The organism is Tepidimonas sp. (assembly GCF_046292505.1).
Taxonomy (GTDB): Bacteria; Pseudomonadota; Gammaproteobacteria; order Burkholderiales; family Burkholderiaceae_C; genus Tepidimonas.
Window position 1 is genome coordinate 15320 of the sequence record NZ_JBKBQX010000006.1, and the last position, 22922, is coordinate 38241.

At 68.5% G+C, this 22922-nt stretch carries 21 protein-coding genes; 11 read left to right on the plus strand and 10 right to left on the minus strand.

From position 1 onward, the window contains the following. Positions 1 to 30: 30 nt before the first annotated feature. On the plus strand, positions 31 to 1131 hold the full coding sequence (locus ACK4TH_RS04535) for a chemotaxis response regulator protein-glutamate methylesterase (protein WP_409623508.1): 1101 nt from the start codon (positions 31 to 33) through the stop codon (positions 1129 to 1131). A gap of 23 nt (positions 1132 to 1154) precedes the next feature. Here the strand turns inward: ACK4TH_RS04535 and ACK4TH_RS04540 are convergent, their stop codons facing one another. After that, positions 1155 to 1901, minus strand: coding sequence for a hypothetical protein (locus ACK4TH_RS04540; RefSeq protein ID WP_409623317.1), 747 nt, complete (start codon positions 1899 to 1901; stop codon positions 1155 to 1157). A 285-nt stretch (positions 1902 to 2186) separates the two neighbouring features. On the opposite strand from ACK4TH_RS04540, the gene ACK4TH_RS04545 reads away from it, so the two are divergent. From ACK4TH_RS04545 to ACK4TH_RS04560, 4 genes are read left to right on the plus strand one after another with little or no spacing between them, the layout of a single operon-like run. After that, on the plus strand, positions 2187 to 3122 hold the full coding sequence (locus ACK4TH_RS04545) for a branched-chain amino acid transaminase (RefSeq protein ID WP_409623319.1): 936 nt from the start codon (positions 2187 to 2189) through the stop codon (positions 3120 to 3122). A 6-nt stretch (positions 3123 to 3128) separates the two neighbouring features. Continuing rightward, positions 3129 to 3350, plus strand: a complete 222-nt coding sequence (locus ACK4TH_RS04550; RefSeq protein ID WP_409623321.1) for a zinc-finger domain-containing protein — start codon at positions 3129 to 3131, stop codon at positions 3348 to 3350. A gap of 32 nt (positions 3351 to 3382) precedes the next feature. Continuing rightward, entirely contained in the window at positions 3383 to 4684 is a 1302-nt protein-coding gene (locus ACK4TH_RS04555) for an O-antigen ligase family protein (RefSeq protein ID WP_409623323.1), read from the plus strand. Continuing rightward, the gene (locus tag ACK4TH_RS04560) at positions 4681 to 5832 is read left to right on the plus strand and encodes a glycosyltransferase (RefSeq protein ID WP_409623325.1); all 1152 of its coding nucleotides are present in this window, start codon (positions 4681 to 4683) and stop codon (positions 5830 to 5832) included. Before ACK4TH_RS04555 ends, ACK4TH_RS04560 begins: the two co-directional genes overlap by 4 nt. Here the strand turns inward: ACK4TH_RS04560 and ACK4TH_RS04565 are convergent. The 9 genes from ACK4TH_RS04565 to argB form a co-directional block, all read right to left on the minus strand. Beyond that, positions 5823 to 6590, minus strand: coding sequence for a glycosyltransferase family 25 protein (locus ACK4TH_RS04565; RefSeq protein ID WP_409623327.1), 768 nt, complete (start codon positions 6588 to 6590; stop codon positions 5823 to 5825). The genes ACK4TH_RS04560 and ACK4TH_RS04565 overlap by 10 nt on opposite strands. 16 nt (positions 6591 to 6606) lie before the next feature. Next, entirely contained in the window at positions 6607 to 7098 is a 492-nt protein-coding gene (locus tag ACK4TH_RS04570) for a thioesterase family protein (protein ID WP_409623329.1), read from the minus strand. Positions 7099 to 7113: 15 nt separating this feature from the next. Next, the gene (locus ACK4TH_RS04575) at positions 7114 to 7878 is read right to left on the minus strand and encodes an enoyl-CoA hydratase (RefSeq protein WP_409623331.1); all 765 of its coding nucleotides are present in this window, start codon (positions 7876 to 7878) and stop codon (positions 7114 to 7116) included. A gap of 17 nt (positions 7879 to 7895) precedes the next feature. After that, a complete protein-coding gene (locus ACK4TH_RS04580; protein WP_409623333.1) occupies positions 7896 to 9131 on the minus strand; it encodes an acetyl-CoA C-acyltransferase in 1236 nt (411 codons plus the stop codon). 19 nt (positions 9132 to 9150) lie between these two features. Then, on the minus strand, positions 9151 to 11562 hold the full coding sequence (locus ACK4TH_RS04585; RefSeq protein ID WP_409623335.1) for a 3-hydroxyacyl-CoA dehydrogenase/enoyl-CoA hydratase family protein: 2412 nt from the start codon (positions 11560 to 11562) through the stop codon (positions 9151 to 9153). Between the two features lie 28 nt (positions 11563 to 11590). Beyond that, the gene (locus ACK4TH_RS04590) at positions 11591 to 12022 is read right to left on the minus strand and encodes a DUF2147 domain-containing protein (protein WP_409623337.1); all 432 of its coding nucleotides are present in this window, start codon (positions 12020 to 12022) and stop codon (positions 11591 to 11593) included. A 26-nt stretch (positions 12023 to 12048) separates the two neighbouring features. Then, a complete protein-coding gene (locus ACK4TH_RS04595) occupies positions 12049 to 13845 on the minus strand; it encodes an acyl-CoA dehydrogenase C-terminal domain-containing protein (protein WP_409623339.1) in 1797 nt (598 codons plus the stop codon). 52 nt (positions 13846 to 13897) lie between these two features. Next, the gene (locus ACK4TH_RS04600; RefSeq protein ID WP_409623341.1) at positions 13898 to 14548 is read right to left on the minus strand and encodes a TetR/AcrR family transcriptional regulator; all 651 of its coding nucleotides are present in this window, start codon (positions 14546 to 14548) and stop codon (positions 13898 to 13900) included. A gap of 160 nt (positions 14549 to 14708) precedes the next feature. Further along, a complete protein-coding gene (gene argB / locus ACK4TH_RS04605) occupies positions 14709 to 15611 on the minus strand; it encodes an acetylglutamate kinase (protein WP_409623343.1) in 903 nt (300 codons plus the stop codon). Between the two features lie 49 nt (positions 15612 to 15660). Between argB and ACK4TH_RS04610 the strand changes: the two genes are divergently transcribed. The 6 genes from ACK4TH_RS04610 to ACK4TH_RS04635 all read left to right on the plus strand — a co-directional run bounded on the left by ACK4TH_RS04610 (position 15661) and on the right by ACK4TH_RS04635 (position 22903). Continuing rightward, positions 15661 to 17205: a CHAD domain-containing protein gene (locus ACK4TH_RS04610; protein WP_409623345.1), complete on the plus strand. Its 1545-nt coding sequence runs from the start codon at positions 15661 to 15663 to the stop codon at positions 17203 to 17205. 107 nt (positions 17206 to 17312) lie between these two features. Continuing rightward, positions 17313 to 20057, plus strand: coding sequence for a cation-translocating P-type ATPase (locus ACK4TH_RS04615; RefSeq protein WP_409623347.1), 2745 nt, complete (start codon positions 17313 to 17315; stop codon positions 20055 to 20057). Positions 20058 to 20115: 58 nt separating this feature from the next. After that, on the plus strand, positions 20116 to 21477 hold the full coding sequence (gene miaB, locus ACK4TH_RS04620; protein WP_409623349.1) for a tRNA (N6-isopentenyl adenosine(37)-C2)-methylthiotransferase MiaB: 1362 nt from the start codon (positions 20116 to 20118) through the stop codon (positions 21475 to 21477). A 216-nt stretch (positions 21478 to 21693) separates the two neighbouring features. After that, on the plus strand, positions 21694 to 22191 hold the full coding sequence (locus ACK4TH_RS04625; RefSeq protein ID WP_409623351.1) for a GspH/FimT family pseudopilin: 498 nt from the start codon (positions 21694 to 21696) through the stop codon (positions 22189 to 22191). A gap of 131 nt (positions 22192 to 22322) precedes the next feature. After that, positions 22323 to 22760, plus strand: coding sequence for a type IV pilin protein (locus tag ACK4TH_RS04630; protein WP_409623353.1), 438 nt, complete (start codon positions 22323 to 22325; stop codon positions 22758 to 22760). Next, on the plus strand, positions 22745 to 22903 hold the full coding sequence (locus ACK4TH_RS04635) for a prepilin-type N-terminal cleavage/methylation domain-containing protein (protein WP_409623355.1): 159 nt from the start codon (positions 22745 to 22747) through the stop codon (positions 22901 to 22903). Before ACK4TH_RS04630 ends, ACK4TH_RS04635 begins: the two co-directional genes overlap by 16 nt. Positions 22904 to 22922 lie beyond the last annotated feature (19 nt).

Below are 22922 nucleotides of genomic sequence, written 5' to 3' on the forward strand. Positions count from 1 at the left end.
GAGTCAATAATCAAGTGCAACACCCCTGATCTGCCCAAGATCAAGGTGGTGGTGGTCGACGACTCGGCGCTGGTGCGCAGTCTGTTGACCCAGATCATCAATCAACAACCCGACATGACCTGCATCGGCGCAGCCGCCGACCCGTTGCAAGCGCGCGAGATCATCCGCGAGCGCAACCCCGACGTCATCACGCTGGACGTCGAAATGCCGAAGATGGACGGGCTGGAGTTCCTCTCGCGCCTGATGCGGCTGCGCCCCACCCCGGTGGTGATGGTCTCGACGCTGACCGAGCAAGGCGCCGAGACGACGCTCAAGGCTTTGGAGCTGGGTGCGGTGGACTTCGTCGCCAAGCCACGCGTCGGCGTCAGCGCGGGGCTGCAGGAGTTGGCCGACGACATCGTCGAAAAAATCCGCATCGCCGCCAAGGCCCATGTGCGGCGTCTGACCGCTGCCCCAGCCGCCGCGACGTCGACCCCGGTGGCCGCGACACCCAGCGTCCCGATGGGGACGGCCTCGGGCACCGGACTGCTGCGGCTGTCGACCGAGAAGATCATCTGCATCGGCGCCTCCACCGGGGGCACCGAGGCGATCAAAGAGATTCTGGTCGACTTGCCGTCCGACGCCCCGGCGGTGGTCATCACCCAGCACATGCCGCCGGGCTTTACCGCCAGTTTTGCCGCGCGGCTGGATTCGCTGTGCCGCATCCGGGTGGCCGAGGCGCGCGACGGCGAGCGCATCCTGCCCGGTCATGCCTACATCGCCCCGGGCGGGCGCCAGTTTTCCATCGCGCGCAGCGGCGCCAACTACATCGCCGTGGTGGACGACTCACCGCCGGTCAACCGCCACAAGCCGTCGGTGGAGGTGCTGTTTCGCTCCTGTGCGCGGGTCCTGGGACCCAATGCCATCGGGGTGATGCTGACCGGCATGGGCGGCGACGGGGCCCAGGCGATGAAGGAAATGCGTGACGCCGGGGCCTACAACATTGCCCAAGACGAAGCGAGCTGCGTTGTCTTCGGCATGCCCAAAATGGCCATCCAAGCGGGAGCCGTGCACGAGGTACTGCCGCTCAAGCAGATTGCGCGGGCCATCATGGAGCGCGTGTCGGCCTCGGGCGTGCGGCACCGCATCTGAAGGCGACGTCCGACCGATCAGGCTCAGGCCAGTTGGTCGATTTGCCCCCCCGGCGCCGGTCGGCTGCCGTCGTCAGCGGCCGCGCCGTAGTTCTGCGCCACGTCGTTGGGCGGCAGGTTGGCCAGAGGCCGGGTGTTGAGGCGCGTCTGCAACTCTTCCAGCCGTTGGGCGCGCTCTTGCGCGGCTTGGACGGCCTCCTGGCCGATCATCATGTCCACCGCGGCGCGGCTGGCCTTCCACATGTTGGGCAACAGGTCCTTGATCTGGGCATCCATCGCCTCTTGGGCCGGGTTCTTGACCTCGGGAAAATCCTTCTGGCCCGACCGTCCGGCGGCATCACCGGCTTGCCGTGGGCGCGACTGCGCCTCGGCACGGCGCTGGGCATCGGCATTCTGGGCCTCCCGCGCCCGCTTGTCTCGCTCAGCCGCCCGGGCCTGCGCCGCCTCCTGGTCGGTCATCGCCTGCGCATCGGTGGCGCGGGGATTGTCGCGGCCCAGGGTGGGCAGCGGAAGTCCGGACCGCTCGGGAGCGGCCCCGTTGGCAAAGCCGTCGGCGCGCTGGCCTTCCTGCGCCGGGGTGACCGGCGCCAACGTCGGTGGCGCCGCCTGCGCTTGCGCACGCGCGGCCTCGCCCTGCGGCGCCACGACGGCACCGGCCGCATTCTCACGGGCAACGGCATTGCCGGGCCGCGCCGGGGTCACTGGCTGGGCCCGCACGGTCGGCGTCGATTGCGGCGCCGGTGCCACGGCAATCGATGAAATGGTCAACATGGCGCAACCCCCAACTCGTCTGTGCGCAAGGGCCACACTCCCTGCGCTCATTCGTGTTATCGACCAACTTGAGCCCGACTTTAGGGGGAAATCGCCCGTTTTTCAAACGATCGTCCCGCGCCCCGCCATGGCACGGCACTGACACCGCCCAAGAGCCGGTCGAATCGGCCCGTACCGCAGCACGGCACCGGGGGTAAGCCACGTAAAATGACGACCACTTCTGATCCCGGTGCGCCCACTCCGGCACAGGCCCCAGACAGGCGCCCCCAACCCAAGGACACCCCGATGGCGACACCCCTCCCGCTGCACGACCGCGACGGCAAGATCTGGATGGACGGCGAACTCGTCGACTGGCGCGATGCCAAGGTGCACGTGCTGACGCACACGCTGCACTACGGCTGCGGCGCCTTCGAGGGCGTGCGCGCCTACAAGACCGAGCGCGGCACCGCGATCTTCCGGCTGCAGGAGCACACCGAGCGCCTGTTCAACAGCGCCAAGATCCTGCGCATGCAGATCCCCTTCAGCATAGAGGAGGTCAACGAGGCGCAGCGCGCCGTCATCCGGGCCAACGGACTGGAAAGCGGCTACATCCGTCCGCTGACCTGGATCGGGTCGGAAAAGCTCGGCGTCAGCCCCAAGGGCAACCGCGTGCACCTGATGGTGGCGGCGTGGGCGTGGGGCGCCTACCTCGGCGAGGAAGGCATGAAGCGCGGCATCCGCGTCAAGACCTCCAGCTACACGCGCCACCACGTCAACATCACGATGACGCAGGCCAAGACGGTGTCCAACTACACCAACTCCATCCTGGCCAACATGGAGGCCACCGACGACGGCTACGATGAGGCGCTGCTGCTGGACCCGGCCGGCTTCGTCTCCGAAGGCGCCGGAGAGAACCTCTTCATCGTCAAGAACGGCGTGATCTACACGCCGGACCTGTCGGCCGGCGCGCTCAACGGCATCACGCGCAACACCGTGCTGCACATCGCCAAGGATCTGGGCCTGGAGGTGGTGCAGAAGCGCATCACGCGCGATGAGGTCTACATCGCCGACGAGGCCTTCTTCACTGGCACCGCCGCCGAGGTCACGCCGATCCGCGAACTCGACCGCATCCAGATCGGCGCGGGCCAGCGCGGCCCGATCACCGAGCGCATCCAGAGCGCCTTCTTCGACATCGTCAACGGCCGCAACCCGAAGTACGCGCACTGGCTGACGCTGGTGTGACCCCCTATGAGCAGCCCGACTTCAGCCCCTGTCGTCGTCGAATTGTCCGTGCGCGACCTGAATGCGCATGGCGGCGTGGTCTGCCCCAGCCCGAAAGCCGGCATGCAGCTCTGGAACGGCCATCCCCGCGTCTTTCTGGATGTGGCGAAAACCGGTGAAGTGCACTGCCCGTATTGTGGGACGGTGTACCGGCTTCGCGCCGGGGAGCAGCCATGCCACCATGGCTGACGGCGCGCGCCCGCGCATGTGCATGTCCTTCTGTGACCGGGTCCGCCGCTGACGAGCCGCCGCCGTCCTGGGTGCATCGCCTGGTCGCGGCGGGCGCTTTTTTGCTGCCTGCACTCAGCCTGGCCATCCCATCTGGGTACTCGTGGGGCGCGTTGTGCCTGGTGTTTGCCGGCCTGCTGGCAGCCGGTCCCGTCCTGCGTCGGCCGGGCGGGTGGACGGCGCCATGGCGCTGGCTGCTCGGATCGATTGCAGCAATGGGCTTGGTCTGGCTGCTGCGGCTGGACCTGCAATGGCATGCCCTGCGGGCAGGGGACTTCGACCGCTTTGCCAAATATCTGCTGGCGCTGATGGCGGCACCGGCCCTGATGCGGACGGCACCGCCACTGACCTGGACGCTGCGTGGCTGCTGGGTTGGTGCATGGCTGGCGGCCGCGGTGGCCGGCTGGCAGGTGCACGCCCTAGGGTTGGATCGTGCGCATGGGGATACCAACGCCATCCAATTTGGCAACGTGGCCGTGCTGCTGGCCTTGTGGAGCGCGCTGGCGGCGTGGCGGGCCCGGACCCGATGGGAACGCTGGGCTGCCATCGGCGCCGTACTGGCTGGCTCCTACGCCTCGCTGCTGTCGGGCGCGCGCGGGGGTTGGTGGGTGCTTGCGGCTCTTCTGATCCTGCTGGCGCTGGCCGCATGGCGGGGGTATCTGCCCGGCGGTCGTGCCGCTGCCTCCTCCTCGAGTCCGCACCGCGGGCCCATCGGAACCGTCGCCACGGTATTTGCTCTGGCCATCGGCGGACTGATCTGGGTAGCCAACGATTCGTCACTGAACCAACGCCTGGAAGCCCTGCAACGCGACCTGCAGCTGTACCGCCAGGGGGATGCGGAAACCTCGGTCGGCCACCGTCTGGCGCATTGGCGCCTGGCTTGGCACATGGGGCTGGAGCGGCCTGGGCTGGGTTGGAGCGAGGCCGGCTACGAGCAGCGCAAACGCGAATGGGTGGAGGCCGGACAGGCCCCCGCGGTCGTGCTGCGCTTTGGCCATGCACACCACGAGTGGCTGGACCTGTGGGCCAAAGCCGGGGCGGTCGGCGTGCTCGCACTGGCGCTGTTCTATGGCGTGCCGGCGGTCATCCATTGCCGCCACCTGCGCCGCCGACACCCCAGCGACGACCGCTCATGGGCCGCGTGGGCCGGGCTGATGCTGGTGCTGGGCTACCTGGGCTTTGGCATGACGCAGGCGATGTTTGCACACAACAGCGGCAACCTCGTTTACCTGTTCATGAATCTGGTGTGGGCCAGCATGGTCCTGCGGCCCGCCGCAGTGGAAGGTGACCGATGAATCCCCAGCCACCTTCCCGGGATGGAGCATCGCCCCTGCGGGTGCTGCACTTCGTCAGCGGCGGGTTTTCCGGGGCGACCCAGGTCGCCATCGACCTGTGCGCGGGTGAATCGGACCTGCAAACGCTGCTGGTGCTGCGGCGCAAACGGCAGACGCCGGCGCACCGCATCGACGAACTGCGCCGCCGCGGCATCGCGGTAAAGACCGTGCCCGGCTGGCCCCATGTGCTGACCGTGTGGCGGCTGGTCCGCCTGTGCCGCGCTTGGCGCCCAGACGTGCTGGTGGCGCATGGCTTCAGCGACCATCTGTGGGGCCGCTGGGCAGGCCTGCTGGCGGGTGTGCCCCACTTGGTGCAGGTGGAGCACAATGTGCGCGAGCGGTATGGCCGCTGGCGGCTGTGGCAGTCGCGCTGGCTCGCGCGGCACACCGATGCGCTGGTCGGTGTCTCGGACTCGGTCCGGGATGCGCTCGTGCGGCTGGGCCATCCGGATTCGCGCTGCATCACCATTGATAACGGCATCGATCTGTCGCGGTGGTCGGCCAGTCAGCCGTGGGACGAGCGGGAGGCCGCCGTCGTCATGGCGGCCCGGTTTGCGCGACAAAAGGACCACGAAACCCTCATCCGTGCCGCGCGCGAACTGCTCGATCGCGGCACCCCTATGACTTTCTATTTGGCCGGTGGCGGCAGTCGCCGCTGGAGGGGCCGTGCCGAGCGCCTGGCCGAGCGGCTCGGCGTCACACCATGGGTGCGTTTCCTCGGGCCGGTCAGCGACTTGCCGTCCCTGTACGGCCGGGTTCGCTATTGCGTGCTCAGCTCCCACTACGAGGGCCTGGCCCTGTCGCTGATCGAGGGAATGGCCAGTGGCTGCTGTGCGATCGGCTCGGACGTCGAGGGCATTCGCGAGGTGATCGACGACAACCGAACAGGCGTACGCGTCCCCCCGGGCAACGCCCAGGCATTGGCCGATGCGCTGAGCACTCTGAACGCGGCCCCCGACACCGCGCGCACGCTCGCCGCATCGGGCCAGCACGATGTGTGGGCGCGTTTCGACCGTCGCTCGATGCAGGCTCGGTACCGGGAACTGCTGGTCCGCCTGGTGACCGGCGATTCACCCACCGAACGGGGGGGTGATGGCCTTCACCCGTGAGGGCGCCGAGCGACCTCGGCCGGCAGGACCTGACGGCGCCGATGCCATGCGTTGCGCAGCGAATAATCGAGCTGCGAGGACCAACGCCGCCAGCGCTCTGCCCAGGTTCGACCGGGGCGCCCAGCCCGCCAGATGCTGCTCGCCTCCGAACCGGCCCCCAGCGTCACGACCCCGGGCACGATGCCCAGCACGCGAAGGTCCGCCTCCCACCAGTAGCGCACGTCCACATCCACGGGCCGACCAAACGAACGCCGGTGCTGCAGCAGCTTGGCAGCTCCGGCGCGGCTGAGGGCGTAGCCGTTGCACATACTGGGCACGCGACGGTAAGCCACCAGCTGGTGCGCACCGGTCAACGGCGTGGCGGCAGCCGGCCGCTCGTTGCGCCGGCTGTACAACTTGATCACATCCCACCCCTCGGGGGGCAGCGCCTCGATCGCCGCCAGCACATCGGCAACGGCGTCCGACAGTTCGACATCGTCCTCCAGCACGACCAAAGCAGGCGCACTGGAGGCGAGCAGATGTTCGCAGGCCTTGAGGTGGCTCGCGTAGCAGCCCTTCTCACCATCGACCAGCGGGCGGTCGAACTGGCGCTGGTTCAATGCCGGGTCGTATAGACGGGTGCGGCTGGCCTCGTCCAGTGCCGTCCATGTCACCGCCGCCAGGCGTTCGAACGGCAGTCCGCGGCGCCGCAGCATCGCCTCCATCGCCTGCCGCCGCTGGGTGTCGCGGTCGAGGTTGATGTAGACGACGGGCAGCATCGGCGTGGCCAAGCCCTCATGACACGATGTAAGCCCCAGCCCCCGTGGCCAGCAGCTTACCATCCGTGCCCAGAAACGCCATGCGGGTGGACGCCACGCGTGAGCCGAGACGCAGCACCTCGGCCTCCAACACGAAGGCCTCGCCGATGCCGGGGCGCAGGTAGTCGATGCGCAGGTCGATGGTGCCCAGCTTGGCAAAGCGGTGTAGGCGCTGGGCGGGGGGCTCGTCCATATGGCGCGCGCCGATCGCCGCCATCACCGCCAGCCCGCCCATCGCGTCCAGCCCGGCGCTGATCACACCACCGTGGATGCGGTTGTAGGCGAAATGACCGACCAGTTCCGGCCGCATGGCGATGCGGGCTTGCACCCGGTCGGCGGCGATGTCCGTGATGCGCAGGCCCAGCACCGTGTTGAAAACGATCTTCTGCTCGAAGATCTCGCGCACGCCTTCGACGAATTCGGGCTCGAAGGCGACGGGCGCCAGAGGCGGATGTGCGATGCGCGTCACGGCCACCCCTTCGCGTCACACCCGGCTGAAGTCGGGTGCACGTTTCTCCAAGAAAGCCGAGAAGGCTTCTTTGGCGGCGGGTTCGCGCAGCATGCGGCCGAAGCTTGCCCCCTCCTCGGCCATGCGCTGCAGCACGGCGTCCTGCTGGGCGCCTTTCATGAGGCGCTTGGTCTCGACCAGCGACGACATCGGCTTGGCGGCGAGCTTGCGCGCGATCTGTTGGGCGTACGCGTTGGCCTCGGTCGGTGGCAACACCCTGTTGACCAGCCCCACCTCCAGAGCCGCCTCGGCATAAATCGGCTCGCCCAGCAGCAGCGCCTCGGCCGCGCGGTGGTAGCCGAACATCTGCGGCGCGATCAGGCTGGACGCCCCCTCGGCACACAGGCCCAGGTTGACGAACGGCATGGAAAACGCCGCATTGTCGCCCGCGTACACCAGGTCGCAGTGGAACAGCATCGTGGTACCGATGCCAACCGCCGGCCCGCAAACCGCCGCCACGAGCGGCTTGGGGAAGGTGGCGATGCCGCGCAAAAAGCGAAACACCGGGCTGTCGGTGCCGGCGGGCGGAGCGTGGAGGAACTCCTCGATGTCGTTGCCCGCCGAAAACATCGCCTCGTTGCCCTGAATGACGACGACGCGCACGGAGGCGTCCGCGGCCGAGCGCGCCAGCGCATCCGCCAGCGTGGCATACATGGCGCTGGTCAACGAGTTTTTGCGGGCGGGACGGTTGAGGGTCAGCGTCAGCACGCCGCCTTCGGTGTGTTCGAGGATGTCGGCCATCGTGGTCTCCTGCGCCATCATACCCGCTCGAAAATACCGGCCGCGCCCTGCCCCATGCCGACGCACATCGTCACCATGCCGTAGCGCAGGTTGTGGCGGCGCAGCGCATGCACGACAGTGGCGGAGCGGATCGCGCCGGTGGCCCCGAGCGGGTGGCCCAGCGCGATCGCGCCGCCCATCGGGTTGACCTTGGCCGGATCGAGCCCGAGCTGGTTCATCACCGCCAGCGACTGCGCGGCAAACGCCTCGTTGAGCTCGATCCAGTCGAGGTCGTCCTGCTTCAGGCCCGCGGCTTTGAGCGCCGCCGGGATGGCTTCGATCGGGCCGATGCCCATGATGTGCGGCGGCACGCCGCGGCTGGCATAGCCGACGAAACGCGCCAGCGGCTGCAGGCCGAAGCGCTGGATGGCCGCCTCGCTGGCCAGGATCAGCGCACCGGCACCATCGGAGGTCTGCGAACTGTTACCCGCCGTGACGCTGCCCAGCCCAGTGGGCGTGAGGTCGGCGCGACGGGGTGTGGCAAACACCGGGCGCAGCTTAGCCAGGGCTTCTAGGGTGGTGTCGGCGCGCGGGCCCTCGTCCAAATCGACGGTGCGGCGAGTGAGGCGCACCTCGCCGGTCTCGGGGTCGAAGCTGCGCTCTTCCACCTCCACCGGGGTGATCTCGTCGCGGAATTCGCCGGCCTGCTGCGCGCGGATGGCACGCTGGTGCGACTGCAGCGCGAATTCGTCCTGCGCCTGACGCGACACCTTCCACTGCTGCGCCACCTTCTCGGCGGTCAGCCCCATGCCATAGGCGATGCCGTAGTCGTCCACATCGTCGGTGTTGGCAAAAATCGCCGGCGAGAGGCTGGGCGTGTTGCCCATCATCGGCACCATGCTCATGCTTTCTACCCCGGCGGCGATCATCACGTCGGCCTCGCCGACGCGGATGCGGTCGGCCGCCATCTGCACCGCCGACAGACCCGAGGCACAGAAGCGGTTGACGGTGATGCCGCCCACGCTCTTGGGCAGACCGGCCAGCACCGCGCCGACGCGCGCGACGTTCAAGCCCTGCTGCGCCTCGGGGATGGCGCAGCCGCAGATCACGTCTTCGATGGCGGCGGGGTCGAGCGAGGGCACCTGCGCCACGGCAGCGCGCAACACGTGCGCCAGCAGGTCGTCGGGCCGGGTGTGGCGGAAGTAGCCCTTGTGGGACTTGCCGATCGGTGTGCGGGTGGCCGCGACGATGTAGGCGTCTTGTCGGGTTTTCATGTCGGGTGTCTCCGCAGGTTCAGTTGCGCAGGGGCTTGCCGCTGTCGAGCAAGGCCATGATGCGGGCCTGTGTCTTGGGTTGAACGATGAGGGCGCAGAACGCCTCGCGTTCCAGCTTCATCAGGTAGTCTTCGGTCACCAGCGTGCCGGCCTCGACGTCGCCGCCCGTGACCACATGGGCGATGCGGCTGGCGATGTGGAAGTCGTACGCGGTGATGAAGCCGCCGTCGCGCATGTTGACCAGCGAGCCTAGGATGGTGGCCTTGCCCGAGCGACCGGCGACGGGGAAGCGGCGCTGCAGCGGCGGCCGGTAGCCGCCAGTGGCCAGGGCCTGAGCCTCGCGCACGGCCACGAACAGCAGCTCGTCGCGGTGCGGCACGATCACGTCGCTGTCCAGCAGGTAGCCGAGCTTGCGGCTTTCCAGCGCGCTGGTGCCCACCGTGGCCATCGCCGCGGCCTTGAAGCCCTCGGTCAGGAACGGCAGCAGGTCGGTGCCGGTGCTGGCGCGGGCGTTTTCCGCGGCGCGGCGGGCGATGTAGGTCAACCCGCCGGCGCCGGGGATGAGGCCGACGCCGACCTCCACGAGGCCCATGTAGCTTTCCATGTGCGCCACGCGGCGCGCGCAGTGCACCGCCAGCTCGCAGCCGCCGCCCAGCGCCATGCCGCGCACCGCCGCCACCGTCGGCACCTGGGCGTAGCGCAGCCGCAGCATGACGCGCTGCATCTCCGCCTCCACCGACTCGATGGCCTGCACGCCCATCGCCGCAAACGCCGGCAGCGTGGCCTGCAGATCGGCGCCGACGGAAAACGGCTCATCCCCCGACCACACCACCAGGCCCGCGAAGCGCGCCTCGGCCTCCTCCACCGCGCGGTCCAGCCCCTCCACCACCGCCGGGCTGATGGCGTGCATCTTGGTCTTGAGGCTGGCGATCAGCACGTCGTCCAGGCCGGGGCGCGGCAGCGTCCACAGGCGGATCGCGTCGTCTTCATACACGGTGGCGCCGTCGGTGCGCCAGTCGGGCCCGCCTTCGCCGAGGACGCGCTCGCGGTAGAGCTGGCGCGCGTGCACCGGCAGCGTGCGCGGCGGCTCGAAGCGGCCGGTGGCCGGGTTCCACGAGCCCTCCGGCTGGTGCACGCCGCCGCGCTCGGCCACCGGGCCTTCGAACACCCAGGCCGGCAGCGGCGCCGAGCACAGCGCGCGGCCGGCGTCGATGTCCTCCTGCACCATGCGCGCCACCTCCAGCCAGCCGGCCTGCTGCCACAGCTCGAAAGGCCCCTGCTGCATGCCAAAGCCCCAGCGCATCGCCTGATCGACGTCGCGCGCCGTCTCGGCGATCGACTGCAGATGCAGCGCCGCGTAATGGAAGCCGTTGCGCAGGATCGCCCACAGGAAGCGCCCCTGCGGCCCTTCGGCGTTGCGCAGCAGCTTCAGGCGCTCGGGCGCGGGTTTCTTGAGCATGCGGCCGTAGACCTCGTCGGCCTTGGCGCCGGCGGGCACGTAGTCGCCGGTGGCGAGGTCGAAGCGCAGCACGTCGCGCCCGACCTTCTTGTAGAAGCCCGCCTTGGTCTTCTGCCCAAGGAAGCCTTTGTCGAGCAGCGCCTGCAGCACCTTGGGCGTCTCGAACGTCGGGTAGAACGGATCGGTCTCCGGGCTGAGCTGGGTCTGCATCGTGCGGATCACGTGCGCCAGCGTGTCCAGCCCCACCACGTCGGCGGTGCGGAAGGTGCCGCTGGAGGCGCGCCCGAGCCGCTTGCCGGTCAGGTCATCGACGACGTCGAAGGTCAGGCCATGCCGCTCGGCTTCGACCATCGTCGACAGCATCCCGGCAATCCCGATGCGGTTGGCGACGAAGTTGGGCGTGTCCTTGGCACGCACGACGTTCTTGCCCAGCGTCGTGGTGACGAACGCCTCCAGCGCGTCGAGCACGTCGGCGCGCGTCTCGGGCGCGGCGATCAGCTCCACCAGCGGCATGTAGCGCGGCGGGTTGAAGAAGTGGATGCCGCAGAAGCGCGCACACAGCGCCGCCGGCAGCGGCTCGGCCAACTGACAGATCGGCAGGCCCGAGGTGTTGGTGGCCAGGATGGCGTGCGCGGCCAAGTGCGGCGCGATGCGGGCGTAGAGCTGGTGCTTCCAGTCCATGCGCTCGGCGATCGCCTCGATGACGAGGTCGCATTCACCCAACAGCGCCAGGTGCTCGTCGTAATTGGCCGGCCGGATCAGATCGGCATCATCGGCCACGCCCAGCGGGCTGGGCTTCATTTTCTTCAGGTTGGCAATCGCCTGACGGGCGATGGCGCTCTTGTCGGCGCCGTCTTTGGCCAGGTCGAACAGCACCACCGGCACCTTGACGTTGATCAGGTGCGCGGCGATTTGCGCCCCCATGACGCCGGCGCCGAGCACGGCGACGCGTTTGACGGTGAATCGGGACATGATGAATCCTTGCAATGGGCGGGGCGCGTCAGTTCGCGCGCACCCAGGTCTGCGTGCGGCCAATGAACAGGATGGAGCCGCGCACCTCCAGCTTGGCGCCGCCTTCTACCGGGGTCAGGCGCACGTTGTAGGTCTTGCCGTTTTCGGGATCGAGGATGGTGCCGCCCTCCCAAACCGCCTTGCCCGGCACCTGCCGCACGCCGCGGATGATCTCCAACCCGACGATGGGCTGATCCTTGCGGTCGTCGGTGCAGGCGGTGCAGCGGCGGTTGGGGTCAGCGCCCTTGCGCAGCAGCTTCTCGACGCGCCCGGTCAGCACACCGTCCTGCTCGGTGATGACGACTTCGCTTTTGATTTCTTTGGTGTCGTCGTCGATGGTGTGCCACCGGCCGACGGGGGTGGGATTGGCCCAGGCCGGGGCGGCCAGGGCCAGCAACAGTGCAACGATGCCGTGCCGCATGGGTCGACTCCTCTGCGCCGAGACGATCAGGCCAGGGCCGCGTCGGTGTCCATGAGCGCAGCGCTGCCGGAGCGGGCCAGCCGCATCAGCGTCGCGGTCTCCGGGAACAGGCGCGCGAAGTAAAAGCGCGCCGTCTGCAGCTTGGCGGTGTAGAACGGGTCGGTGCTGCCGGCGGCGATGGCCTTGAGCGCCACCGAGGCCATGCGGGCAAAGAAATAACCGAACACCAGGTGGCCCGCCACGCGCAGGTAGGGCACGGCGGCAGCGCCAGCCTCATCCGGGTTTTGCAGCGCCTTGAAGCCGATTTCGGTGGTGAACTTGGTCATCTGCTCGCCCAGATAGGCCAGCGGGTTGATGAACTCGGCCATCTTCTCGTTGACGCCTTCTTCCTCCACCAGCGCGGCCACCAGCTTGCCGAATTTCTTGAGCGTGGCGCCGTTGTTGGCCAGCACTTTGCGGCCCAGCAGGTCCAGGCTCTGCACGGTGTTGGTGCCCTCGTAGATCATGTTGATGCGGGCATCGCGCACATACTGCTCCATGCCCCATTCCTTGATGTAGCCGTGGCCGCCAAAGACCTGCAGGCAGTGGTTGGTGGCCTCGAAGCCGTTGTCGGTCAGAAAGGCTTTGGCGATCGGTGTCAGCAGGGCCAGCAGATCGGCGCTGTCCTTGCGCACTTTCTCGTCGGGGTGGTGCAATTCCTTGTCCAGCAGCAGCGCGCAGTAGATCAACAGGGCTCGCCCGCCCTCGGCATAGGCCTTGGCGGTCAACAGCATCTTGCGCACGTCCGGATGCACGATGATGGGGTCAGCGGGCTTGTCCTTGGCCTTCGGACCCGAGAGGCTGCGCATCTGGATGCGGTCTTTGGCGTAAGCCAGCGCGTTCTGGAAGGCTACCTCGGTCAGCCCGACCGACTGGTTGCCCACGCCCAGGCGGGCGGCGTTCATCATCACGAACATCGCCTGCAGGCCCTTGTTCGGCTGGCCGACCAGGGTGCCGACCGCGCCGTCCAGGATCATCTGGCAGGTGGCGTTGCCGTGGATGCCCATCTTGTGCTCCAGGCCGCCGCAGTAGATGGCGTTGCGCTCGCCCAGGCTGCCGTCGGGGTTGACCAGGAACTTGGGCACCAGGAACAGGCTGATCCCCTTGCTGCCCGCCGGAGCGTCGGGCAGGCGGGCCAGCACCAAGTGCACGATATTTTCGGCCAGGTCGTGTTCACCGGCGGAGATGAAGATCTTCTGCCCGGTGAGTTTGTAGGTGCCGTCGGGCTGCGGCTCGGCCTTGGTGCGCAGCAGGCCCAGGTCGGTGCCACAGTGCGGCTCGGTCAGGCACATGGTGCCGGTCCACTCGCCGCTGGTCAGCTTGGGCAGGAACAGCGCCTTCTGCGCCTCGGTGCCGTGGGCGTGCAGGCACTCATATGCTCCGTGCGACAGACCGGGGTACATGGTCCACGCCTGGTTGGCGCTGTTGAGCATCTCGTAGAAGCACTGGTTGACCACGAAGGGCAGCCCCTGTCCGCCGTAGGCCGGGTCGCACGACAGGGCGGGCCAGCCGCCGGCCACGTACTGCTCGTATGCGGCTTTGAAGCCCTGCGGCGTGGTGACGGAGTGGGTGGTCTTGTCCAGCCGGCAGCCCTCGGCGTCGCCGCTGATGTTGAGCGGGAAAGTCACCTCGGCGGCAAATTTGCCCCCCTCTTCCAGCACGGCGTTGATGGTGTCGGCATCCACCTCGGCGTGCGGCGGGCAGACCTTGAGCTCGTCGACGACGTGAAAGACTTCGTGCAGCATGAACTGCATGTCGCGCAGGGGCGGGGTGTACTGGGGCATGGTGGTCTCCTGGAAAGCGGGTGAACGGTGGAGGGGTTGAAGGGGCTGGTGCTCAGGGCTGGTAGCGCGCCAGAATGTTGTCGAAACCGGTGCGGGCATGGTGCAGCCCGGCCGGGCTGCGCAGAAAGCGCGCCTCGTAGTGCAGCGCAAGGATCAGACCGTGGATTTCGAAGGCGATCTGCGCCGGATCGGCGTCGGCGCGCAGGTGACCTTCGTCGATGGCGATGCGGATGGCACGCCGCACGGCCGACTGCCAGGTATTGACCGTGTCCACGAGCGCATCGCGCACGGGGCCAGGGCGGTCGTCGAACTCCACCGCGCCGCTGATGTAGATGCAGCCCGAGTCGATCTCCAGCGACGTCTGCCGCATCCAATGGTCGAACAGCGCGCGCAGCCGCGGCAACCCGCGCGGGGCGGCCAGTGCCGGTTGAAACACATCGCGTTCGAAACGCGCGTGGTACTCACGCACGACGGCGATCTGCAGCTCCTCGCGCGAGCCGAAGTGCGCGAAGACGCCCGACTTGCTCATGCCCATCAGCTCGGCGATGGCGCCGATGCTCAGGCCCTCCAGCCCGACGTGCGAGGCCAGCCCGAGCGCCGCGTCGATGATGGCAGCCTTGGTCTGCTGCCCCTTGTGCGGGGCGCGGCCTGCGCTGCGGCCACGGGCGCGAGCCGCCGGGTGAGCGGCGTCGATGTCGGCCATGCGAGCCTCCAAAATAAAACGAACGGTCGTTCTATTCTAGAGGCGAACGACGGCCTGTCAATCCCCAAGACCTAGGGAAAACCCTGCACCCTAACCCGACCAGACGCCAGCCCGGAGGATGGTGCTGACGCCCAGCATCGGCGCCAACGTGCAAACCCTGTCAGTGCGAGCGAATCATCGTGCCGAACGGCTGGTCGCCCAGCACCTCCAGCAGGATCGCGTGCGGCACGCGCCCGTCGATGATGTGCACGGCCTTGACGCCGCTCTTGGCCGCATCCAGCGCGCCGGCGATCTTGGGGATCATGCCGCCGCTGATGGTGCCGTCGGCCACCAGCTCGTCGATGCGCCGCGGGGTGAGCTCCGCCAGCAGCTGCCCCTCCTTGTCCAGCACGCCGCGGATGTTGGTCAGCATCAGCAGCTTTTCCGCCTGCAGCACGGTGGCGAGCTTGGCCGCCACGACGTCGGCGTTGATGTTGTAGCTCTCGTTGTGCTCGCCAAAGCCGATCGGGCTGACCACCGGGATGAACTGATCCTCCTGCAGCGCACGCACGACGCTCGGGTCGATCGAGACGATGTCACCGACCTGGCCGACGTCGTGCTCGACACTGGGGTCGTCGAGATCCACCATGCGCAGCTTGCGGGCGCGGATCATCGCGCCGTCACGCCCGGTCAGCCCCACGGCCTTGCCGCCGGCGCGGTTGATGAGGCCGACGATGTCCTGCTGCACCTCGCCGGCGAGCACCCATTCGACCACCTCCATCGTCTCGGCATCCGTCACGCGCATGCCCTGCACGAAGCGGCCTTCCTTGCCCAGGCGCTTGAGCAGCGTCTCGATCTGCGGGCCGCCGCCGTGCACCACCACGGGGTTGATGCCCACCAGCTTGAGCAGCACCACGTCCTCGGCAAACGCGGCCTGCAGCTCGGGGTCGGTCATCGCGTTGCCGCCATACTTGATGACCATCGTCTTGCCGTGGTAGCGGCGGATGTAGGGCAGCGCCTGCGCCAGCACTTCGGCGCGGTCGCGGGGCTCGAGGTGGGACAGGTCGCGAGGGGTATGGCTCATGACAAATGGGGCGGCTACGATAGGCGTTCTGTATCTGGCGGAGGTCATTGTGCCGCAAGAAATCGAACTCAAGTTCGCCCTGCCGGGCATGCGCGCCGACGATGCCCTGCAGCGCCTGCGCCGCCACCCGCTGTTGCGCCGGCGCCCCATGCGGCAGCAACGGCTGGTCAACCGCTACTACGACACCCCGGACGGCTGGCTGCGCACCCAGCGCTGCGCCTTGCGCCTGCGGGGGATCGAGGTACTGCCGGGCAAGACGCCGGCAACCGCGCAACCGACGCAAGGCACTCGCGCCAGGCGCAGCTGGGAGCAAACCCTGAAGACCGCCGGCCACGGCAGCGGGGCCTTGAGCGTGCGCGGCGAGTGGACCATGCCGCTGGCGCGGCCCGCGCTGGATCGGGCGGCGCTGCTGACCACCGCGCTGGCCGCAGCCCCCGATTTGGCACAACGGCTCGATGCCCTGCAGCCGGTACACGAAACCCGCTGCCTGCGCACGACCTGGACGGTGCGGGGTGACGACGGCAGCGTCGTCGAAATCGCGCTGGACGCCGGGGACATCCGCGCACACGGCCGCCGGGCACCACTGCTGGAATTGGAACTGGAACTGCAGGCCGGCGACCCCGCCGCCCTGCACGCCCTGGCCGATGCGCTGGCCAGCGACCTGCCGCTGCTGCCCGCCCGCACCAGCAAGGCCGAGCAGGCCCAACGGTTGGGCGATGGCACGCTGGATCAGCCGATCGTCGCGCGGCCGCTCGATCTGCCCCGACACGCCGATCCGATGGCCGTCGCCCGCGCCGCGCTGGGGGATGCCCTGGGCCAACTGTGCGACAACCTGCTGCTGGCGGCGCGCCATGACGACCCGGAAGCCGTGCACCAAGCCCGGGTGGGGTGGCGGCGCTGGCGCAGCCTGCAGCGCCTTCTGCGCCCATGGTTGCCCACCCCGCCGGCGCACGACGCGCTGCGCCCCTTGCTGGCCAGTCTGGGCGCGGTGCGTGACCTGGACGTGGCGCTGTCCGAAACGCTGCCCCTCTGGGGCCCGTTGTTTGTGGAAGACGACACCGTGCACCCCGACCGCCTGCGCGCCTGGCAGCAGGCGACCCGGCGGCTGACCGCCAGCGTGAGGTCCGCCCGACGGGCGCTGCGGGGGCAACTGAGTGATCCGGCGACCGCGCAGGCCTTGCTGGCCTGCGCCACATGGCTGCACCAATTGCCCGAGCGTGTGGAGGCCCCCGCCGGCTGGGCCGCCGAGCGGCTGGGCCGCTGGCATGCGCGGCTGGAGCGCAGCCTTCGGGAGTCGGCCCATCCCGCCGATGCCCACACCACCACCGACGCCCTGCATGCCGCCCGGTTGCTGGCCAAGCGCCTGCGCTACGGGGCCGAAGCCATCGTCCCCACCTTGCCCGACAAAGCTGCTCGGCGTGTCCATCGCTGGCAGCGCGACGCCCGCGCGTGGCAAAGCCGCATCGGCCGATGGCGCGACACCCAGCGCGCGGCCGAGCTGCTGGCCGAGCACCGTGCCGATGCAGCCCTGACCAGCTTTTTGCGCGGAGTGGCGCTGGCCGGCCGGCGATCCGAAGCGCACACCGGCGACTGACCCCGACACCCCGATCCCGCGACGGGTCCTGCGCGACGGTCGGGCCAGGAACTCGCGACGGCATGGCCGCGTCCGACGATAACCCCGCCCTTATCATGGACAAAGCCATGCCACCTCCCGAGCCACCCCGCGCCGACGACAACCGCCCCACCCCCGCTTGGCACGCCCTCGACGGGGACGCGGTCTTGCAACACCTGCACACCGCCGCGCGGGGCCTGAGCGCGGCCGACGCGGCCACAAGGCTGGAGCACCACGGCGAAAACCGGCTGGCGGAGACACCGCCCGTGCCACTGTGGCGGCGAGTGGCGCGTCAGTTCGACAACCTGTTGATCTGGGTGCTGCTCGCCGCCGCCGCCATCACCGTCGCCATCGGGCACGGCATCGACGCCGTCGTCATCGTGGCGGTGGTCATGCTCAATGTGACGATCGGCCTGATTCAGGAAGGCAAAGCCGAACGCGCCTTAGCTGCCATCCGCAACCTGCTCGCCCCCCGCGCGCACGTCTGGCGCGACGGGCATCTGGTCGAAATCGACGCCGCCCACCTGGTCCCGGGCGACATCGTCCAGGCCGCGGCCGGCGACAGCCTGGCGGCAGACCTGCGCTGGCTGCAGGTGCACGAACTGCAGGTGGACGAAGCGGCGCTGACCGGCGAGTCCGTGCCCGTGGAGAAGCGGGCCGACCCCGTCCCCGTGGCGGCCATGCTGGGCGACCGGCGCAGCATGGGCTACGCGGGCACGCTGGTGACCCGTGGCCAGGGCCGCGGGGTCGTCGTGGCCACCGCCATGGGCACCGAGATGGGCCGCATCGGGCGGCTGTTGCAGGACGTCGGCGACACCACCACCCCCCTGGTGCGCCAGATGGCCCAACTGGGCCGCTGGATCACGCTGGCTGTGCTGGCCGCCGCCGCGCTGCTGTTCGTGTTCGGCTGGCGGGTGCGCGGGCTGCCGGCGCTGGACACCTTCATGGCGGCCGTGGGGCTGGCGGTGGCGGCCATCCCGGAGGGTCTGCCCGCCATCATGACCATCACACTGGCCATTGGCGTGCAGCGCATGGCGCAGCGGCGCGCCATCGTGCGGCGCTTGCCTGCGGTGGAAACGCTGGGCTGCGTGACCGTGATTTGCTCGGACAAGACCGGCACCCTCACCCGCAACGAAATGACCGTGCAGCAGGTGGCGCTGGCCGACGGCCTGGTGGACGTGGAGGGCGTGGGTTATGCGCCGACGGGGGCGCTGCTGCGCGGCGACGTGCCGCTGCAGCCCGCGGAGCTGTGGCGCGAGGCACCCGCCCTGCTCGCGCTGGCCGAAGGCGCGGCCCTGTGCAACGATGCCGAACTCCTCCAGGGCGAAGGGGGCGCGACCGACTGGCGGCTGTCCGGCGACCCCACCGAAGGCGCCCTGCTGACGCTGGCGATGAAAGCGGGGCTGGACCCCGTCCGCCTGGGGGAGGAGCGCCCGCGCGTGGGCGTGCTGCCCTTCGAATCCGAGCGCCGCTATATGGCCACGGCCCACCGCCGCGGCGATGGGGCCGACACGCGCCTCGACGTTTGGGTCAAAGGCGCGCCAGAGCGGCTGCTGACGATGTGCAGCCACGAACTGGACGCCCACGGTCACCCCCAGCCGCTGCGCTGCGCCGAGTGGGCCGATCAGGTCGAACGGCAAGCCCGCCAAGGCCGGCGCATGCTGGCCATCGCCACCGGCACCCTGCCGAGCCATCGCCCGCTCACCCACGACGCCGTGGCCGGGGATCTGGTGCTCGTCGGATTGGTTGGCATCATCGATCCGCCGCGCGAGGAAGCCAAAGCCGCCATCGCGCAATGCCGCGCCGCGGGCATCCGGGTCAAGATGATCACCGGCGACCATGTCGTGACCGCGAGTGCGATCGCGCATCAACTGGGCCTGGGATCGGGGGCCCCGGCCTTGTCGGGACAGGCGATCGAGGCGCTGGACGACGCCGCGCTGCGCGAGGCGGTCCGAACCACCGACGTCTTTGCGCGCGCAGCGCCGGAGCACAAACTGCGCCTGGTGCGCGCGCTGCAAGCCAACGGTGACATCGTCGCGATGACCGGAGACGGCGTCAACGACGCCCCCGCACTGAAAGCCGCCGACGTGGGCGTCGCCATGGGGCACAAGGGCACCGAGGCGGCCAAACGGGCCGCTGCCATGGTGCTGGCCGACGACCATTTCGCGACCATCGCCCACGCGGTCGAGGAAGGCCGCACCGTGTACGACAACCTGCGCAAGGTGATCACGTTCTTGCTGCCGATCAACGGCGGCGAGTCGATTTCGCTGCTGGTGGCGGTGCTCTTCGGCCTGGCGCTGCCGATCGCACCCGTGCAAATTCTGTGGGTGAACATGGTCAGCTCGGTGGCGCTGGCCATGGTGCTGGCCTTCGAGCCGACCGAGGCCGACGTGATGCGCCGCCCGCCCCGCGAACCGGGCGAGCCCATTTTGAGCCGCTTCGTGCTGTGGCGCATCGGACTGGTGTCCGCGCTGTTCGCGGTGGGCATCTTTGGCGTCTACCGCTGGGCGCTGGATGCCGGCCACCCGACCGACGTGGCGCAAACGCTGGCGGTCAACACGCTGGTGGCGATGGAGATTTTCTACCTGTTCAGCGTGCGCTACCTCAAGGCACCGTCGTTCACCTGGACGGGCGTGCGCGGCACCCCCCGGGTGCTGGCAGCCGTGGCCGTCGCCTGCGGGCTGCAGGCGCTGTTCACCTACACGCCCTTCATGCAAGGCTGGTTTGGCAGCGCGGCCCTGCCCCTGCCGTTGCTGGCCCTCAGCGCCGGCGCCGGCGTGGCCGTGCTGGCGGTGCTGGAGTTGGAAAAGGCGCTGTTGCGCGCAACGCGCTAGACTATTGGGCTTTTTCCCGTCCAGCCCCTGGATCTACACCACGCACCGCTGACGCCCCATGAGCAAAAAAGTCTACATCCGCACCTTCGGCTGCCAGATGAACGAGTACGACTCGGCCAAGATGGCCGACGTGCTGGCCGCCGCCGACGGCTACGAGCCCACCGACGACCCCGAGCAGGCCGACCTGATCCTGTTCAACACCTGCTCCGTACGCGAAAAGGCGCAGGAAAAGGTCTTTTCCGACCTCGGGCGCGTCAAGCATTTGAAGAAGAAGGGTGTGCTGATCGGCGTCGGCGGTTGCGTGGCCAGCCAGGAGGGTGAGGCCATCATTCAGCGCGCGCCCTACGTCGACGTGGTGTTCGGCCCGCAGACGCTGCACCGCCTGCCCGAGCTGCTGCGCCAGCGCCAGCGGCAGGCCCGCCCGCAGGTGGACATCAGCTTCCCCGAGATCGAGAAGTTTGACCACCTGCCGCCGGCGCGGGTGGAGGGCGCCTCGGCCTTCGTCAGCATCATGGAGGGCTGCAGCAAGTACTGCAGCTACTGCGTCGTGCCGTACACGCGCGGCGAGGAGGTCTCGCGCCCGCTGCAGGACGTGCTGGTCGAGGTGGCTGGCCTGGCCGAGCAGGGCGTCAAGGAGGTGACGCTGCTGGGCCAGAACGTCAACGCCTGGCGTGGCGACGACGGCGAGGACTTCGCGCTGCTGCTGGAGTGCGTGGCCGAGATCCCCGGCATCGAGCGCATCCGCTACACCACCAGCCACCCCAACGAATTCACGCCGCGCCTGATCGAGGCCTACGCCCGCATCCCGCAGCTCGTCAGCCACCTGCACCTGCCGGTGCAGCACGGCAGCGACCGCATCCTGATGGCGATGAAGCGCGGCTACACCGCGATGGAATACAAGAGCACGGTGCGCAAGCTGCGCGCGGTGCGGCCGGACCTGAGCCTCTCGAGCGACTTCATCGTCGGCTTCCCCGGCGAGACGGAGGACGACTTCGCCAAGCTGATGCGGCTGGTGGAGGACGTGGGGTTTGACGCCAGCTTCAGCTTCATCTTCAGCCCGCGGCCCGGCACGCCGGCGGCCAACCTGCCGGACGACACGCCGCACGAGGTCAAGCTCCAACGCCTGCAGACGCTGCAGGCCGCGCTGCAGGCCAGCGCCGAGCGCATCAGCGCGAGCCGCGTCGGCACCGTGCAGCGCATCCTGGTCGAAGGCCCGTCGAAGAAGAACCCGCAGGAGCTGATGGGCCGCACCGCCTGCAACCGGATCGTCAACTTCGACGGCGACCCCCACGGCCAGCGCCTCATCGGCCGGATGATCGACGTGCGCATCACGCAGGCGCTGCCGCACTCGCTGCGCGGCGAGGTGGTGGTGCGCGAGGCGGGCACCGTCGTCCACCCGCAGAGTGCGGCCGCGATCTAACTGCGCCCACCATCCAGACCACCCAGGTCACACACGTCGCTTACGTGCACCACAACTGCCCCGTGCAACCTTAAGGGTTCGGCCTCCTGCTCCCCGAAATAGGGGATAGTGAGCCGATGAGCGCCTTGCCAGAATACTGGTGTTGCTGCGGCAACGGGCAGGGAGGGCAAGGGAATGGGGGACGGCCGTGGGCCACGCCCAGACATGGGTGTGTCTGTGATCGAAGCGTTGATTGTGCTGGCCACACTGGGGATCATAGTGGCGCTGTCACTGCCAACGCTTCGGGAATGGCAGGAAGTCCATCGATTGCGCTCCGCGTCCACCTTGGTGCACAACGATTTGCGACTCGCGCAGGCGGAGGCTAGCAAACGTCAAAGCGGCCTGACCGTCCGTTTCCAACGCACTGGCCCGGGACAGTGGTGCTACGGCTGGCACATGGGCGGGGGCTGCGACTGTACGCTCAAATCGGGCTGCCACATCGATGGCACACCGCGTGTCGTGACCGGCGACGATTGGCCGGATATCGACCTGCGACCCAACGTTGCCGAGGGCATTTTCGGTATCAACCCCGCGCGCGGAACCATCACTGCTGGCAACGTCACCCTACAGTCGCCCAGCGGATACGCCGTACGCATCGTCGTGCACGGCATGGGGCGTATCCGCTCGTGTGTTCCGAGCACCAGCCCTCCGCTTGCCGGGATCCCTCCTTGCTGATGCTCGCGCGTGCCAAAACCCTCGGCCGCCTGTCTGGCTGTCACAACCACCCGTCCGGTCTTTGCGGCATCGACGACCGGGCACACTAGTATCAGGGCGTTGCTCCCAAACCGGATATTCGCCGCAAAATCATGTTGTCACACCACGATCTGCCCTGGACGCAACCCCTGGCACGAGCCGGCAAGGGCATCACGCTCATCGAACTCATGATCGTTGCAGCCATCATCGCGATCCTGGCTGCGATTGCGCTGCCGTCGTATAACCGTTACGTTCGGGAATCGCGCCGGGTCGATGGTCAATCGGCGCTGCACCAGATTGCACTCGCGCAGGAGAAGCACCGCTCCACGAACGCGACATACACCACCAGTCTGGCGACCCTGGGTCTGGGTGACAACTCTCCGGATGGGCATTACAAACTCGCCATCCCAACCGCGACCGCGACCGGATTCCAGGCCACGGCAACAGCGCAAAGCGCGTCACAACAAGCCGACACCGGTTGCACACCGTTGACGCTTTCCGTATCGGGTGGGGTCATGACCACAGGTCCGGCCGGATGCTGGAAAAACTGATGTCCCCCCGCACCGAACCTCATCCGAACACCCGGCCGGTGCCGTGCCGGGGAATCACCATGATCGAACTCATGGTGACCGTGGCCATCTTTGCCATCATCGCCGCCATAGCCGCCCCCAGCCTTTCGGCATTCGTGGAGTGACAGCGGTTGCGCAGCGCGA